The sequence below is a fragment of the Prevotella sp. AM23-5 genome, assembly GCF_003473645.1.
Lineage (GTDB): Bacteria > Bacteroidota > Bacteroidia > Bacteroidales > Bacteroidaceae > Prevotella > Prevotella copri_A.
This window is the reverse complement of record NZ_QUCG01000030.1, coordinates 1-14,976: the sequence shown is the minus strand read 5'-3', so window position 1 is coordinate 14,976 and position 14,976 is coordinate 1. Positions and strand designations below refer to the sequence as shown.

The 14,976-nt window shown below is 42.8% G+C and carries 10 protein-coding genes; 8 read left to right on the top strand and 2 right to left on the bottom strand.

The genetic code is table 11. From position 1 onward, the window contains the following. Positions 1 to 146: 146 nt before the first annotated feature. A complete protein-coding gene (locus DW657_RS08910; protein WP_118312250.1) occupies positions 147 to 4,151 on the top strand; it encodes an ArdC-like ssDNA-binding domain-containing protein in 4,005 nt (1,334 codons plus the stop codon). 88 nt (positions 4,152 to 4,239) lie between these two features. Here the strand turns inward: DW657_RS08910 and DW657_RS08905 are convergent, their stop codons facing one another. Together DW657_RS08905 and DW657_RS08900 are read right to left on the bottom strand one after the other, a co-directional pair. Beyond that, the gene (locus tag DW657_RS08905; RefSeq protein ID WP_117586820.1) at positions 4,240 to 4,785 is read right to left on the bottom strand and encodes a hypothetical protein; all 546 of its coding nucleotides are present in this window, start codon (positions 4,783 to 4,785) and stop codon (positions 4,240 to 4,242) included. A gap of 15 nt (positions 4,786 to 4,800) precedes the next feature. Beyond that, positions 4,801 to 5,556, bottom strand: coding sequence for a DUF4099 domain-containing protein (locus DW657_RS08900; RefSeq protein ID WP_118312249.1), 756 nt, complete (start codon positions 5,554 to 5,556; stop codon positions 4,801 to 4,803). 386 nt (positions 5,557 to 5,942) lie between these two features. On the opposite strand from DW657_RS08900, the gene DW657_RS08895 reads away from it, so the two are divergent. From DW657_RS08895 to DW657_RS08865, 7 genes are all read left to right on the top strand, one after another. Then, complete coding sequence (locus tag DW657_RS08895; RefSeq protein WP_233546707.1) at positions 5,943 to 6,887, top strand: glucosaminidase domain-containing protein; 945 nt, start codon at positions 5,943 to 5,945, stop codon at positions 6,885 to 6,887. 29 nt (positions 6,888 to 6,916) lie between these two features. Then, positions 6,917 to 8,101: an OmpA family protein gene (locus tag DW657_RS08890; RefSeq protein ID WP_118312247.1), complete on the top strand. Its 1,185-nt coding sequence runs from the start codon at positions 6,917 to 6,919 to the stop codon at positions 8,099 to 8,101. 67 nt (positions 8,102 to 8,168) lie between these two features. Then, complete coding sequence (locus DW657_RS08885) at positions 8,169 to 10,790, top strand: hypothetical protein (protein WP_118312246.1); 2,622 nt, start codon at positions 8,169 to 8,171, stop codon at positions 10,788 to 10,790. A gap of 248 nt (positions 10,791 to 11,038) precedes the next feature. Further along, positions 11,039 to 11,326 carry a PH domain-containing protein gene (locus tag DW657_RS18345; RefSeq protein WP_228113328.1) on the top strand — a complete coding sequence of 96 codons (288 nt, stop codon included), beginning with the start codon at positions 11,039 to 11,041 and terminating at the stop codon, positions 11,324 to 11,326. Then, on the top strand, positions 11,304 to 12,047 hold the full coding sequence (locus tag DW657_RS08875) for a hypothetical protein (RefSeq protein WP_118312245.1): 744 nt from the start codon (positions 11,304 to 11,306) through the stop codon (positions 12,045 to 12,047). Before DW657_RS18345 ends, DW657_RS08875 begins: the two co-directional genes overlap by 23 nt. A gap of 18 nt (positions 12,048 to 12,065) precedes the next feature. Continuing rightward, the gene (locus DW657_RS08870; RefSeq protein ID WP_147381919.1) at positions 12,066 to 12,779 is read left to right on the top strand and encodes a hypothetical protein; all 714 of its coding nucleotides are present in this window, start codon (positions 12,066 to 12,068) and stop codon (positions 12,777 to 12,779) included. A 16-nt stretch (positions 12,780 to 12,795) separates the two neighbouring features. Then, positions 12,796 to 14,973, top strand: a complete 2,178-nt coding sequence (locus tag DW657_RS08865) for a type IV secretory system conjugative DNA transfer family protein (protein ID WP_118312243.1) — start codon at positions 12,796 to 12,798, stop codon at positions 14,971 to 14,973. Positions 14,974 to 14,976 lie beyond the last annotated feature (3 nt).

Here is a 14,976-nt window from a genome sequence, read left to right as displayed (position 1 = left end):
TATTTATATATTTGGAGTTTTGGCAGTAGGAGCCATTGGCATCCTACACATGATATTCCCAAAGAAATGACAATAACACAAACAGGAATAGTGGCATCATAAAAGATGGTTCTACCTCCTGTTTGTTTAAGACAAAACAAGCAATAATGGCAAAAGAAGAAAAGCAAAACATCATCAGCAATTTTCTGAGCGGATGGCAGAAGCTATTCGGTGGAGCAAAAGAACATACCACCCCAAAAGTGAAGCCTTTCCCAAAGAACCATTTCTACAGTCCAGAAGAGCTAGAGTATCTTTCACAAAACAAAGAGGGTTCCCTTATTGACCAATGGGCTGTTTCCATTGGCAAATGGGCATTTGAACAAGGAAAGGATAAATCATCCCCTACAAAGTTTGCCGCCGTCAAATGGCAAAATGGATTGATGGCTACATGGATAGACGGAAAGCTCACACCTGACACAAAAGACAGACAGATTGGAAGATTATTACTTCTGAAGGAGCGAGGATATGAACTTCCAGAACGATACGAGAACATGGCGCAAGACTACGAGGCACAAAGCCTTGTAGGCAAATACTTTGTGTCCAATAATGACAAAAGCATCATTAAGATTGACTCCTATGACAGAGGAAAACTGATCTTTGATGCCCCAAGTCTTGTTCTGAAGAAATGGGAAGATGGTAGTCTTTCCTCAAACGAAGAAAAAGTTGCCTACGCTGATTTTCATAAGTCGCTGAATGAAAAATATACCATCATGGAAGAAGAGCGACAAAAGGAATTTCAAGAGAAACTTGCCAACTTCGAAGACGGCAAGGAGCTTTACAAAGGAATGCACAATCTTTTGCGCCAAACCTATCCCCCAACAATAGGTGGCAGTATTCCTATGGAATTACGCACAGCCCACCCTGTAGGTTTCTTCGATGGAAAAGTTATTCCAGTTTCATGGTCACTCACCAGTGAAAAGGATATTAAAGTTAGCGTTTACACCAACCACAGCAACGCTTTAAGTAGCATTACCATCAACGAGGACAACGCATACAAAGCAAAGAGTTTGCTCAACAGCATTGCACATGCAATAAATAACGAGAAGGTTAATGGTTTAACTCGTTCGCTAGTGAATGTTCTGGGCAACAAACTTGGTGAAGACAAAATCTTTGCCAAGGAGAACAACACCCCTTTGCTTGAAGCTAGAGAGGGAACAGTCAATGCCGTTACTGCTACCAACGACGGCAGAGTTATAGCTTTCAATCTCAACACCCACAAGGAAATTCCGTTGCATGGAAAAGAAAGCGTTGAATTAATGCAAGCCTTGCTTTTCGAGGGTTTGGATGAGCAATCTCGCCTTCGAAAGGAGTTGAGCATCCCCAAGATGAAGGACTATGTGGAATCTATGGAGGACGAAGAGGACATTCTGTCCGGAAACAAGGAGCTTCTTCCACATGGTTCCAAAGTAGATAGCCTTTACGGTACATATTATAGTGCCGAGGAGGAATATTCAAGCTACGCCCAAGGAACCTTGCCACTAGCTGCAGAAGACAAAGCTGAACTCATAGCAGACCTTCAATCATCATTCATGAACTTCAAGCAAGAACTACAAAATATGGTTGAAGCTTACAAAGACCATGATGGTGTCATCGACACAAATAAAGTGAGCAAGCTAGAAAAACTTGACAGAATTCTGAATATCGAGGCAAGAGGTCAGACTCCTGTCAAACCTGTACCTGTAGCCACAAAAAGAGAGTCACCAAAGGAATCACTACAGGATGCAGAAGCCGCTTCCAAACAGAATGACCTCAAAGAGGTAAAGAACATAAATGCCGAAGAAGTTGACCAAAAAGCCATTAAGTCCTTCTTTGGCAATGTAAACTATGCACCTAAGAAAGTGAAGGAAGAGAGTTCTAGACAGGTTGCGCCACAGAGATTGACGGAAAAAGAAAAAGACGATGCAATCTCACGAATCGACAAGCGAATCGCAGAACTGCACCGTCTAGGAAAGGAGCAATCTCTCAAATCCAATATTGGAAACTCAGCCGACTCCCACCGTCGTGGGTACCTCCCATCAGGAACGTCTCCTGATGGCGCACAGAGCGTTGCCCCTTCTGATGGCAAAGATAATAAAAAATTTCCATCTAAGTATCTATTTCTTGGGAATTTAGCCCATTTTATAACATCTTTTAATACAAATATAGGCATTAACGCCAGCAATTTTACAAAAGAGTTATATAAAGGCATAGGGTTACACCCTCACGGTAAAGATGTTCAAGTTTCTGAATATATTAATTTTTCCAACGACAAAGGAGAAAAAACAACAGTCCGTCTTTCTGATCATCGAGCTAACGCACTCAGCATCATCAAAAAAGGAGGAAGAGCGGCCGAAGGATATTCTATCGTTATAAAAGTAGAAGATTCTCCCGAAACAAAGTTCAAGGCAAACAAACATTCCCAAGTAAAGGAATACGTTTATGACAATCCAGACCGCCAACGCCTTCTGAACATTGGCAAAGGAATCTTCGACCTCCTGGACAGAGGAGAATACACCGACTTGGCCAATGCCAACGAGATAAACATATCCCCTAGAGGAAGGCAGCATAAAGAACTACGCACTCCTGACGGCAAGCTACTGGGCTTCACCTATCAAGGAAAGATTTACCTTTATCCTGAGGCAAAGGGCTTTGAGCCACCAGTACATGAGTACACCCACTTGTGGGCGGAAGCACTGCAAGACAGGAACTGGAAAGAATGGAAGAATGTCGTAGGCATGATGAAAAAGTCGAACCTCTGGAACGAAGTAAGAGACCTCCACACCGAGCTTATTGCCACCGATGACATTGCCGAGGAAGTCCTTGCCACCTATTCTGGAAGAAGAGGCGCAGAGCGTTTGGAGTCAAAGCTTAAGGAAATTGTTGCTAGCAACAAGAGTATGGACGAGAAGACCGCAGAGACCCAGGCCGTCACTCAAATGAACAATGCCGTTTCAAAGTTCTGGAATGTCATGTCTGACTTTTTGCACATTCACTATACATCCGCAGAAGAAATAGCAGATAGAGTCTTGTATGAATACACCAAAGGTCTCTACCCTCTCAATTATGAAGAAGTCGCTCAACAAAAGGGCAAGACCAAGCCATATTATGTTTCCGTAGAGGAAAAAGACAATGGTCGATGGCATCGTCCAGAAGTAGAGCAAAGAGCGGCCTATCAGCGTTATGGAGAGATGATGGCTGATAAGCTATCCCTTCAACTCACCTATGGCGATATGCCATGGATAAAGAGCGACAAGCAGGTTCCATGCGACCTAAGCAAGAAGGCATACCAAGGAATGGATTCTTTCATGCTGACCTTGGACGCAGAAAAGAACGCCTATACCTTACCTATTTATATAAGCAAGGAAGATATCCAGGCAAACAACTTGCTGGTGAAGTCAGATGCCACCTTCTTCCCTATCATAGAAGAAGTTGGTGTAACAGAGTTATATAACATCGAGCAAACCAACTATCCTATCTTGCATCCTAAGGAATACGAGGATTTAAAGGTAGATAGCATTGCCTCCAATCGTTATAAGCAAAGTAACGAACTGGGCCAACTACTCCGCAAAGGAGCATGGCAGACAGCCATTGCCTTCGATGGTAAGCCTAGCCTTGCCTCCTACAGTGCAAAGAACGACACCATCCATGTGGCACCTGTTCAACACTATGAGAAAGAGCAAGATTTCTATCGAGACTTAGGAATGGGACTGACAAGAAGCACCAGAAAGGCAGAGGCAAGAAAGACCAGCTTCGAGTCACTATCCAGAGAAGAATTGGTTTCCTTGGTTGGCAGTGTCATCCTTGGTCAAAAGAACCACTTTGATGTAACAACGCCACAGCAAACATCCATGTGGAAAGAGCGTCTAAGAAAAGACCCTAGCTACACCAAGCAAGTATTATCTTCTGCAGATGTTGCGTCGCAGATCATCATGCAACGTATCGACATTCTCAAAAAAGGAGGAAACCAAGACATTGACCTCCGTTCTTCCACGCCAGTAGAAGTAGATATTGACGGTAACGGCATTGTTGAAAGCCAAGAAAACCTTGCCCCAGACCAAAAACAAAGCTCCAACGAAAGCCAGGAGCAAAGTGACGAAGTTCCTAGGCAAGAGAAGAGACATATGCACAGATAAAGAAATCCCTCGCTACTTTCACAAGCAGCGAGGGACTGACATTTAACTTTACATTTATGAAAAACTCTATTTACTGTTATCGTAAAACCTATTCCATGCAAGCCTGATTGGCCGCATCAAAAATCAATTCTTTGATATTTGCCAAAGTTGGATTTATCAAAGAAAAGTGTCCGTCTCCCATTGCACCCTTGACAAAATCAATGGTGTCCCACCATTCGATGACCTTGTCTTCTAGTAGATGCGTTTGAACGGCACAGTCCGTTTTGCTCGCAGTTGGATTATTGTATCTCCAAAGCGTAACAATAGCAGCCTCTTCACACCCAGTAAGGAGAATATTCACCTTTTCATTTTCATCTACCCACTTTCGGTAGATGTCAACATAAGAAGGCACATCCACTTCCTCTTGTTGATTATCATTCCCTTCATCCTCCTCATTTCCATAGCTGACATTTTCTTCCTCCAGGAATTTTGTTGCAGAAGTGTTGTTATCAGGAAGGTTGTTGTCGGCAATGAAGGAAAAGTAAGCATCCAACATTCCTTGGGAATGATGCTTCACGTAATCCAATTCCGTTATATCTCTCGACAGGAACATACCATTCAGGCGTTCCTCGTCCACAAAACCTACAATTTCCATATAATCTAGCCTTAATTACATATGTATTCCACGACTTTGTTTAGCCTTTTCTATAGCAGCATCCTGTGCCACACACATCTCCTCGGAATATTCATCCTCCGGGACATAAGAAAGCATGCCTTTGTCATCCTTTGTCCAACAGCCATAGATGCCAAAGTTATACTTGTCTAGCATCACGTTGCCATCTTTTTCCTCCTGCCACTTTTGAGCATCACCGTTGACACTACGGATTCCAGTTTCCTCGTTCAAGTCGATGCCGGCAGAAAACATCTTGCCTTCCTCTCCCTTGGTAACAACCTTTCCTTCTTCAAGTTCCATAACCTCACTTTCAGAAAGCCCCACCTTGTTAGCCAATGTAGATAAGTTCTGGTCAATGATGTCTGCCTTTACAGAAATGGTAGCATTTGTAGCCCCATCGAGCTGCACATAGTTCCAGGAATTGTTCGACGGTAGCAACACCTTCAAAACTTGTCCGTTTTGCAAAGCGGTTTTCTGTTCCTCCGTAAAATACTCAAGATTGTTCTTTGCGATGAGAGGCAAGAACACTGGATGAAGCCCATCCTCTGTTTGCTGTAAGCGGATTCGAGCAAAATCCTTGTGGACAACTCCATCAAAATCAGCTCTCTCAATAGGGAGCAAGGGAGTTCTTTGCCCAGAAAGGAACTTATTCATAATACTTTCAGGAAAGTCGTCTATCATTTCCTGTGAGAGTCCGAAGTTAGCCAACTCCTCGTATGGAATTTCGCTTTCAGAAAATGTCAATTCGTTCATAATCTTATTCTTGTTTAAAGTTTTCGGCAAAAGTACACATTTTCTTATCAAGGCTTTCCACAAATACGATATACCTTTTTATTTAACATAGATTTTATCCCTATCCAAATCAAAGCTCTTGCTACAAATAGCCTTCAACCTTAATAATCTATACCTGAAAACACCGAGGGGTTAAAGGGGGCGAGCAGCCTCATTTATAATAATTTACACAAAAGTCTTTAGAAAAAGAATATGTTAAATAAAAAGCTATTTTATATTTACGCCCATAATTTCTTCCATTCATATTACTTTTGCAAGCTAAAGAAGTATTATTATATAAAGAATAAGGCATGATTAGATTTCTTTCATTTTTACTATTTCTCCTATGTTGCCATTCCCCGATGGGGATGGCGCAAGGAAAGAAAGACATGAAGGACTACTGGATAGACAAATACCTAAGTGTGAGTTTTCCTTTGGAAAGCATAAGGATAAACTCCACCTTTGGCAGTAGGGTTGATCCTTTCACAGGGAAGCACAAGCAACACAAGGGACTTGACCTTAGGGCAAGATACGAGGAAGTACTATCCATGTTCGATGGCTACGTGAAAGGCGTAGGCTACGACAGTGGCTCTGGGAAATATATCACCATGCAGTATGGCGATTACACGGTAAGCTATTGCCATTTATCTGAAATTTGGGTGAGCGACAACCAGAAGGTCTATGCAGGAGACCCAATAGGCATCAGCGGAACTACAGGACGCTCCACTGGGCCACATCTGCATATCACCTGTAGGCTTCGGGGCCGTTTGGAAGACCCATACGACTTGCTTCTTTACATAAAAGAGACGAGAGAGAAAGCCATCAAGGCATTGAAGATAGACGAAGACAAAGAGCTTACGCCCGATGATTTCATCAAGCATTATGCCCAAGCGGCCATGCGCCAACAAAGAAAATACGGCATACCAGCCTCTGTTATACTGGCACAGATGGCGTTTGAAAGCAGATGGGGAAACAGCAGCCTGGCACAAATAGGCTATAATTTCTTTGGAATAAAGGCCAACAGCAACTGGCTCAGAAGAGGCCTACCCTACAGCATTCATGATGATGACCGCAAAAACGAGAAATTCTGCAATTTCTCCTCGGCAGAGGAAAGCATCGAGTATCATTCCAGGTTGTTGATGAGTGACAGATACGCTCGCTGTTGGCGATACAAGCCAACCGACTATCACAACTGGCTTGTCGCAATCAAGGCAGGAGGCTATGCGACTAGAAAAGACTATGTGAAGAAATGCGAGAGCATCATTCTTCAACATAAGCTTTATCTATACGATATAGAAGCTGAGAAAATGTAACATAAGACAAAACTATAATAATAAATAAAATGAAGAAATTAAAGATTTTGCTGGCAGCCTTATTGGTAATAGGCAGCACAGCCAAGGCACAGGTAGTTTATGGAGAGAATGAGAAGGAATATATCAAGGCATCCTCTTTCTCCAATGGCAGAACTGAAAAGAAAGACAGCAAGCCATTCCTTTCCGGACAAGAGAAATATAAGTTATCCAGCATAGGTAGCAATTGGTTTGGCAGCATCAAGGCTGGTATGTCCACCTTCTCTGGAGCACCAGTAGGATGCACAGACTTCTTTGGCCATACACGTCCTACCATGGTATTCAGTTTGGGTAAATGGCATTCACGTTTCTTTGGAACACGCCTGGTGTACCAAGGGTTCAAGTTCACAAATGCAATCGATGAAGCCATGAAGTTCCAAAATTACCATGGAGACTTGATGCTCAACGTATCGAGTTTCTACAGAACCACCTACGATCCACTTCCAAGATGGGACTTGGTTCCATATATTGGAGCTGGTGTAATTCACAACTCAGAGCTACACCATATTCCGTTTGCCCTCTCATACGGCCTACTCTGCAGTTACAGGGCAACCAATCGCTTGCACGTTACCGCCGAGTTGGGAGGAACCAGTACCTACCAAAAGTTTGATGGTTTAGGGGAAAACAAGCATTTCGGTGACAACCTTTTCCAAGCAACCGTTGGACTCACCATCGGTATCGGCAAACAAGGATATGAACGTAAGCCTGTTTTGGAGATCTTAGACACAGACAACCAAGGCGTAACAGACTTGACCAACTATCCCAAGAACAGTTTTGATGGACTTCGAAAGCTAAGAGACAGAATGGCAAGTGAAGAACAAGCCGTCGAGAACAGTGGCATTCAACTGGACGCACCTATTCTATTCTTCTTCAAGATAAACTCCACCAACCTTGTTGACAAGCAACAACTTGTAAACATAGGAGAAATAGCAGGAGCTGTGAAGGAGAACAATCTAAGTGTCAAGATTATAGGAGCTGCAGACAGCAAGACTGGCACACCGAAGCACAACAGAGCACTCAGCGTGAAGCGTGCAAAGTATATTGCCAAGCTACTTATGAAGGCAGGAGTAGATAAAAGCAAGATGCAAGGCATCAGCAGAGGCGGCATCAACCTTTACAAACCATACACCGCCAATCGACACACCTGTGTTATCGTGTACAAAGAAGAAACAAAATAACATACATCATTCCTTTTCCATAAGCAATTATGGAAGAGGAAAATTTCCTATATAAATATAATAAGGTATGAGAACCATAAGAACAAACACAAATCCACGAGCCACGGATGTAGCCCCACAGCTGCAAAGCGTATTGAATGCCAATGGTATGCAAGCCCATATTTCAATGACAGAGACAGGCACCTATCAGCTTGTCACCATGTCACACAACTCTTCGCAGCCAAGATATTACAATATCAACCAAAAGCAGTTGGAAGCCTTGATGAACGGAGGAACAACCGTATGGGACAAGAATGCCTACAACACTTTTGTTTCTATTGTGAAGAACGATTATTACATTCCAGGTTCCTTTGTAGCAGCAAGAAATGCCAATTCTCCTGTTAACATGGGATTGAATGGTCATCGACTCAACGTAGGAGAATACGGCTATATGGGCGACCCACGTTTTCGTCCATTTTCAGGGCCAGGTTTTGGCAGATTCGACAACTCAATCTTTGGAATGTTGTTTGGAAGAGACAGATATCACGTTCGCAGAATCAATGATCGACCTTTCTTTGCCAATAGTGCGCCAGTTGTCATAGACCGTCCAGATGGTAGATTAAAGCCTGGAGAATTGAAGACAGGAAGCTATGGCTTCTATGACAAAGGTAACCAGCAGCAGGATGCCCTTGCCAACATGAAGGTAGAAAGCAAGCCTAAGGAGTTGGTGCGTCCTAAAGGACAGGCAGAAAGATTATCAGATATCTATAGCCCAGACTTAACGCTCACCCCAGAGACCTTTCAGCATCTGCTGGCATCCCATGGTGTAGTGATAGACGAAAAGAACAAGCTCCTCACTATCAAGTCATCTTCTGTAAACAAGGATTGCCAATACAGTCTTACCGATGAAGAAGTAAAGAAATTGATGGCAGAAAAGTTCAAGAACACAGGTAAGAAAAGTAGCACAAAGAACGCAGTAAGCATCGATGAGCGTCTTGCCATCTTGAACAATGTTATAAAAGCTGACTTTAGCGACAAAATAACTCGTGAACAGCTTAACACCAAGGACTATGTTTCCATTCATCTGACACCAGAGAAAGAAAAGGAAATCTTTGCAAAGGAAGTTGCATCCCAACACTATACGACAACAACGTCTGACATCATCGACCTACAGAACATGAGAGAGGACTACCATTCGGGATATATTGACAAATGGAACTCAATCGGGGTTGTGGATGGTAGAACACTCAACCCAAACGAAGGGTTCTATTTACCAGTGAAGGATGGCAGAAGAGTTACAGTTGGTGAAATCCAAGCCTATCCTACCCATGATGGAGTGAAACCATCTTTCAGAATGACAGCAGTCATCAATGGGCAGGTCATGAGCCATGAGATTAGCAAGGAAGACTACTTGAAGTTCATCAATTATGAAGACAAATACCGTCTTCAACTCTTTGACAAAGTGTTTGACGAGGTAAAGATAAAGAATGCATCCAACGGAGAGTTGCAAGATAACGTGAAATCAGGAAACCTCACCACAGCCAATGGAGTTGTTGCCTTAAATGGTGACTACAGCCTTGTCAGTGAAAAGTCCTCAGCAGTAATCACGAGTGCCACGGCGTGGAAAGATGAGATTTCTGGCAACTATCTGATGAACGTAAGAACCAACAAGGATGTTGGCATGTGGTCTTTCAAGATTACTGAAGCTCAGTACAACAACTTCAAATATTCCACAGACGAGGAACGTGCGAAGTTGCTTACCAACATGATTCCACTTACAGACGAGAACAAGGAAAAGATGAAGGTGGTGGCAAGCAATACCCTCTATCAGGGTGGTTACACTAGAGGTCAAAATGCCAATATTCCTCCTTCACTTGCAAAAGTGTTGAAAGACTTAAAGGCAGCAGGACTTGGCTATGAAATCATCACTTCTTCGAACACATCAGAACAAGAGCGTTTCGATGCCATAAAGAAAGGTCTTCAAAAGCTTCAAGACTATGGACAGGCAAAGGGAAAGGATGTAAAGATGCCGTCTGACAGCGAGATATGGCAAATGCTCAAAGAGAATCCCGATCCTCGCAAACTACCTTCCGTAGAAACCAGAACCAAGGAAACTGTTCTCTATGGAAAGGAAGTAATCAACCTCAACGACCTTCGAGAACAAACGAAAATCAACCTTCTTGGCGATGCCAGTATAAACGGTGAATCACTCAATAACATCAAGGCGAGCAAAGAATGGAAGCGAAGCGGAGAGCATGGCAGGGCTACAGAAGTCGGAGATATTGCAGTAGAGAGAATCAAAGATGCCAATGGCAATGCCGTTGAAGGGAAATACAAGATGACTGCAGTAATAGATGGAAATGTCTTTTCCCATGAGATTACCCAAAAGCAGTATGACAAGTTCCTTGCCATCAACGACTATCAAAGAATGAAGCTCTTCGACAAGATTTTTCCAGAGGTAGAGATGAAGACCAAGCCTGAGAGCCGCTTCAATCTTGGCGCAGCCATCCTTGCAGCAGTCACTGTTGGAGCGGATGTAGTGGCAGGTTTGTCCGCACCACCTCGTCCTCGCCCAGAGATATACGAGTCAGCACCAGTTTTCCATAAACCAGGTGTCGTATCTCCACAAGCAGTGTCTGCGGCCGTATATGAAAGCTTGGCAGAGCAACCAGGTAGAGGTCAGAACGAAGGTATGGGAATGGGAAGATAACGCTTCCCATCCCTTTAATAAAATATAAATATACAAGAGATATGAACAAAACCATATTTATGTTTCGCACGGTTACGTTGCGTCCTCATTGGTTTCAATACATAATCAATGAGACAGGTTCTTTGTGCCTCCTTGTTGCTAGTATATGGATATACAAGTTTTGTAGTTTCGCCTATCATGAGTGGGCTATCTATGCTTGCATCCTGCTATTGTTCCACCTTCTTTTCAAGTTAGTTTATCTTGCAAGAATGGAATATATCATCACAGGAGAACAAATCATTATCCTTCATGGGGTGTTCTCCCACTCCACTGATTACGTGGAGCTATACAGAGTTGTTGACTACCAGCAAAGTAGAAGCTTGCCCCAACAACTTTTCGGTTTGAAAACCGTCACCATATACTCAGGTGACCGCAATAATGCCAAACTTGACATGATAGGCATCAAGGCTAGCAATGACATTGTTTCGGAGATAAGATGTAGAGTTGAGTTTAACAAGAAAAACAAAGGAATATATGAAATCACAAATCGTTCGTAAAATTTTGTTCCTCATTTTGCTGGTCATTTTGTACAACGTACAAGTGTTCGGACAAGGAGCGTCCTCCTCCAATCCAATTGAATATACAGCCATAGGAGAAGGAGAGGCATTGTTAAGCAAACAAATAAAGCAACAACAACACTGTCTTGATACATTGTTTGTTCTCCAGGGAGGCATAGTTTACTCACAAACGAAGATGAAGAATTGGGAGCAAAAGTATAATTCTTATTTAAAGACAGCACAAGGATTTGCTTCTTCCATCAAGGCTGCAACAACCTTATATGCAGAAGGGATGCAAACCCTCTCCGCCTTATGGGAGATAAAAACAGCTTGCAAGCTCAATCCACAAGGAATAGCTTCATCGATTTCCATGAACAACCTATATGCTGAAACAGCCGTGGAATTGGTGAAAACCTATAGGTTGCTAAAGAAAGTAGTGGCAGGAGAAGGCGAAGGCCATATGCTCAATGGAGCAGAAAGAACAAAAATATTATGGCAACTGAATAGCGAGATTGAACAGCTCAACAAGAAGTTCCGAGCCTTGGCACTAAGCATCAGCCTCTATTCCTTCGAGGATGTTTGGAATCGTGCCATTGCAGGAAAGATACAAAAAAGCAATAAGACACTTGCCGAGGAAGCCAGGAAAAGGCAGTCTCGCGCCATGAAAATAGTAGCCAAGTTCTATAAAGAACGACAAAACAGCAAACCTTGGGGATGGTAAAACATAAAAAGCATCATTATGAAGAAAAGTAATATTCTAATATTAGCAGTCACTGCATTTTTTATGTTCCCCGATCCTGCCCATTCACAAAATGGTCCGGATCCAGTGAGAGCAGGAATGTTCAAGCTGTATGCCAAGACTGCAACCAAAGCCTTAGTTGCACAAGATGCTGTTTTGACTTTGAACGCTGGCGAACATATCATGTCCAAGGAAGAGGTGGACAAGATTAATAATTTTCAAAATCAGTTCAACAAATACTTGACAAGCTTCGATGACATTCTCACTATAGCAGCAGAGATTTACGCCATCTATTTTGAGGTTGACCACGCTGTAAAGAACATCAAGGAATTGAAATCCTTTACGCTCTCTTGTCCAGCTAACACCCTTGCCGTTGCCTTGTCAAAATCAAGAAGCCATATCTACAGCGACATCATAGACAACGGCATCCAGATAGCTGCAGATGTAGAAAAGCTTCTTCCTATCAGCAAGGACGAGGACAAGAACAGCAAGATGACAGAAAAAGAAAGAATTGACTGCATTAGCAGAGTCAGAAAAAGCCTTCAGAGCATGAATTATAAGATAAGAAAGCTGAATCGCCTCTTGCGCTATACAACCCTTATGGATTCATGGTATGAACTGAGAGGAAAATATTATAAACCAAAGAGCATGTACACCATCAGCACAGAATGCCAAAAGAGATGGGCAAGAAAGGCTCGTGGCGTAATGAATTAGAAATAAGAATAAAATAATGGAAGAATCGAAAGAACTTCAAGGTCTCTACACCCTATTTCGAGTAGCCATCTACGTATCGTTGGTGCTAGAGTTTTTCATGTATGCCCTCGATCCATCCGCTTTGGATTTCTTGGGAGGTCTCATCACAGACATTCATTCTCGTCTTCACAGAATGTCTGTATATCAGTATTTGCCTTTCAGTAAACTGGTGACTGTAATGTTGGTCATCATCACCTGTATAGGAACAAAGAACAAGAAGCAGTTGGAGTTTGATGCCAGAAAGATGGTCTTTTGGCCAATATCCATAGGATTGTTACTTGTTACTCTATCTGTATTCTTATATAACTGGGATTGGCATAGTAGAATTTGGATTCTCAAAACAAACATTTGGTTCTACATGGCAGCATCCATCATAGGAACAGTGCTCATCCATGTTGCACTTGACAATGTTTCCAAATACTTCAGGGATGGTATGTTGAAAGACCGCTTCAACTTCGAGAACGAGAGTTTCGAGCAAGCAGAAGAATTGGTGGAAAACAAGTATTCCGTAAACATACCTATGCGCTACTACTACCGAGGCAAGTTTCGCCATGGATGGATAAACATCATCAATCCCTTCAGAGGAACATGGGTAGTAGGTACACCAGGTAGTGGTAAGACATTCTCTGTGATAGAACCATATATAAGACAACACTCCAAGAAAGGCTTTGCCATGGTAGTATATGACTACAAGTTCCCTACCCTAGCAACCAAGCTCTATTACCATTACAGGAAGAACCAAGCTGCCGGAAACACTCCTGCGAACTGTAAGTTCAACATCATAAACTTCGTCAATGTAGAGTATTCCAGAAGAGTAAATCCTATTCAGCAAAAGTACATCAGCAACTTGGCTGCTGCAATGGAAACAGCCGAGACTTTGGTAGAATCCTTGCAAAAAGGACAAAAGGGAGGCGGCGGTAGTGATGACTTCTTCCAGAAGTCTGCAACCAACTTCCTCGCCGCTTGCATTTACTTCTTTGTGAACTACAACAAAGTGCCTTATGACAAAGACGGAAATATCCTTGATGCCCAATACGAGCAAGTTGAAGGAACATTCCACCAACGACTCACAGGTAGGGTCTATGCAAAAGGATGTCTGGGACAAGCAGACAAACTTGTGGAGCCAGCCTATTGGAAAGGGCAATACTCCGACATGCCTCATGTCCTATCCTTCCTCAACCACGACTACAAGGAAATCTTTGAGGTGTTGAATACAGATACAGAGGTGGCACCACTTCTTGGTCCGTTCCAAACAGCCTTTGAGAACAAGGCCATGGAACAGTTGGAAGGTATGATTGGTACACTTAGAGTTCAAATCTCTCGATTGGCCACAAAAGAAAGCTATTGGGTATTCAGTGGCGATGACTTTGACCTAAAAGTATCAGACCCTAAGAGTCCAAGCTACCTTCTCATAGCCAATGACCCAGAAATGGAATCCATCGTGGGAGCATTGAACGCATTGATTCTGAACCGTCTTGTAACACGAGTGAACAGTGGACAGGGCAAGAATGTTCCTGTTAGTATCATCGTAGATGAGCTGCCAACCTTATATTTCCATAAGATAGACCGTCTGATAGGAACTGCCCGAAGCAACAAGGTAGCAGTGACATTAGGTTTCCAGGAACTTCCACAGCTTGAAGCTGACTATAGTAAGGTAGGAAAAGATAAGATTATCACTACCGTTGGTAATGTAATCAGTGGTTCTGCGAGAAGTAAAGATACCTTAGACTGGCTGTCCGGAGATATTTTCGGAAAGGTGGTACAGTTGAAGAAAGGTATCACCATTGACCGAGACAGGACATCCATCAATCTCAATGAGAATATGGATAGCCTGGTTCCTGCCTCCAAAATTTCAGATATGGCATCTGGATGGATTTGCGGTCAGACAGCTAGAGACTTCACTGTTACAAAGACAGGTAGAAAGGGGGCCATGGATATCCAGAAAGCTGAGGAGTTCAAGACTTCCAAGTTCTTCTGCAAGACCAACTTCGACATGGACGAGATAAAGAAAGAGGAAGCAGACTATGCAAACTATCCTCTTCCGAAGTTCTATGTATTTGAATCTCCTGATGCCAAGGAGCGAATGCTCTCACAAAACTTCAGTAGAATCAACCAAGAAGTTGATGATATGATCCTTAATTCCGCAACACTATAATTT

Coding starts and splice junctions, on each gene's coding strand:
- DW657_RS08885 (WP_118312246.1), top strand. CDS start 8,169: ATGAGAACCATAAGAACAAACACAAATCCACGAGCCACGGATGTAGCC.
- DW657_RS08890 (WP_118312247.1), top strand. CDS start 6,917: ATGAAGAAATTAAAGATTTTGCTGGCAGCCTTATTGGTAATAGGCAGC.
- DW657_RS08870 (WP_147381919.1), top strand. CDS start 12,066: ATGAAGAAAAGTAATATTCTAATATTAGCAGTCACTGCATTTTTTATG.
- DW657_RS08910 (WP_118312250.1), top strand. CDS start 147: ATGGCAAAAGAAGAAAAGCAAAACATCATCAGCAATTTTCTGAGCGGA.
- DW657_RS08865 (WP_118312243.1), top strand. CDS start 12,796: ATGGAAGAATCGAAAGAACTTCAAGGTCTCTACACCCTATTTCGAGTA.
- DW657_RS08905 (WP_117586820.1), bottom strand. CDS start 4,785: ATGGAAATTGTAGGTTTTGTGGACGAGGAACGCCTGAATGGTATGTTC.
- DW657_RS18345 (WP_228113328.1), top strand. CDS start 11,039: ATGGAATATATCATCACAGGAGAACAAATCATTATCCTTCATGGGGTG.
- DW657_RS08895 (WP_233546707.1), top strand. CDS start 5,943: ATGGCGCAAGGAAAGAAAGACATGAAGGACTACTGGATAGACAAATAC.
- DW657_RS08875 (WP_118312245.1), top strand. CDS start 11,304: ATGAAATCACAAATCGTTCGTAAAATTTTGTTCCTCATTTTGCTGGTC.
- DW657_RS08900 (WP_118312249.1), bottom strand. CDS start 5,556: ATGAACGAATTGACATTTTCTGAAAGCGAAATTCCATACGAGGAGTTG.